Consider the following 1,827-nt stretch of genomic DNA (forward strand, 5'->3'; position numbering starts at 1 on the left):
TCTTGCCGTCCGTGGGGAGGGCCCCCCCGCGGGCTGCGTCGGCGCCGCCGAAGTCCGCGGTCGCCAGTCCGCCGACGCCGAAGCCGGTGTCCTGGCTGCCGTCGGGGTTGTAGCGCCGGACGGCGAGATCGCCGCCGGTTCCGTTGTTTCCGGCGACGACGATCCGTCCGTCGCCCGGCTGCAGCTTGACGTCCGCTGCTCCGCCGCCGGGGGTGATCACTCTGCCGTTGCCGTCGAAGCCCGTGTCCAGGGCGCCGTTGGGGAGGTAGCGGGCCAGGGCGAACCGGGCGCCGCTGCCGCCCGCGGCGACGATCTTCCCGTCGGGCTGCAGCGCGAGCCCTTCCACGGACTCGTAGTCGCCGAAGTCCGTGCGGACGATGCCGTCGCCGTCGAAGCTCGTGTCCACGCTGCCGTTCGTGTTGAAGCGCATCAGCGCGAAGTCGAACCTGGTCGAGCCGACCTGTCCGCCGACGACGATCTTGCCGTCGGGCTGCAGCGCCAGGGCGCGGCCGTCGCCGCCCTCCTGGGGAACGGGGCCCGCCGGGTTGGCGGTCACCGTGCCGTCGCCGCCGAACGTGGCGTCCGGGACGCCGTTGCCCGTGAGGCGGAGCACCGCCGTCTGCCCGCCGGAATAGCCCGCCGCGACGATCCTGCCGCCCGGGTCGACGGCCACGTCGAGAGCCTCGGTCGGGCCGTCGAAGTCGGCGAAGACCCGGCCGTCGCCGCTGAAGGAGTCGTCCAGCGTCCCGTCGGAGTTGTAACGGGCCACCACGAACCAGCAGCAGTCCTCGTAGTCCCGCCAGCTGCTGCCCGCCACGACGATCTTGCCGTCGGCCTGGAGCGCCACGGCGTGCGCCTCGCTCCACTGGAGGCTCGGCCCCATGTTGTTGACGGCGGTCGTCACCGTGCCGTCCACGCCGAAGCCGGTGTCCAGGGTGCCGTCGGGGTTGTGGCGGGTCAGCGCGAAGCGGCTCTCCACCGCCGCTTCGTCGACGGTAGCGCCGACGGAGACGATCTTCCCGTCGGACTGGACCGCCACGTCGTCGGCACGATCGTCGTCGGCGATGTCGGTGAGCGCCTTGCCGTCACCGCTGAAGGTGACGTCCAGCCCGCCCGGGGCAGCGGCCGCGGCGCCGGGGAGAGTCAGGACCAGGGCCAGGACGGTCGCCGCGACGGTCGCGGCCCGGGCCGCAAGTGACCGGCGGCCCGCGTGTCGTTGTCGCGCCGGTCGCACATGTGGTGTGAACATGCGCGACAGCCTCGCGCCGTCCGCACGCGGCGACGGCCACCACGAGCGGCGTTGCACTCACCGGACGCACGAATCCATCCCGGCGGGTGAGCACGGCCGGCCGACCCTCGCGGCGGCTCGGACGGCCGCGGGCTGCGCACTTCGGCATGCCGGGACCGGGCGCCGCCCGATGCCGCGGCGGCGCCCGGTCCCGTCCGACTGCGCCCTACTCGACCTTGGCCCAGTCGAGTGTGCGCTCCACCGCCTTCTTCCAGCCCGCGTACCCTTCCGCGCGCTGGTCGTCGGACCACTGGGGCTCCCAGCGCTTGGACTCCTGCCAGTGGGTGCGCAGCTCGTCGGTGTCACGCCAGAATCCGGTGGCCAGACCCGCCGCGTAGGCCGCGCCGAGCGCGGTGGTCTCGGCGACGACCGGACGGCTGACCGGAACGCCGAGGACGTCGGCCTGGATCTGCATGCACAGGTCATTGGCGGTGACCCCGCCGTCCACCTTCAGCACGTCCAGATGTACTCCGGAATCCTGCTCCATGGCCTCGACGACGTCGCGGCTCTGGTAGCAGATCGACTCCAGGGTCGCCCGG

Annotated in this window: 1 protein-coding gene and 1 pseudogene; both read right to left on the minus strand. The window is 73.0% G+C overall.

All coding sequences use genetic code 11. From position 1 onward, the window contains the following. Positions 1-1,249 (minus strand): annotated as a pseudogene (locus ABT300_RS43700) (calcium-binding protein); the annotation flags it as partial. A gap of 205 nt (positions 1,250-1,454) precedes the next feature. Further along, on the minus strand, positions 1,455-1,827 hold a 373-nt coding region (locus ABT300_RS43705; RefSeq protein WP_351688650.1), incomplete at its 5' end, for an FGGY-family carbohydrate kinase.

It is taken from the genome of Streptomyces sp. NPDC001027 (assembly GCF_040299045.1).
GTDB lineage: Bacteria > Actinomycetota > Actinomycetes > Streptomycetales > Streptomycetaceae > Streptomyces.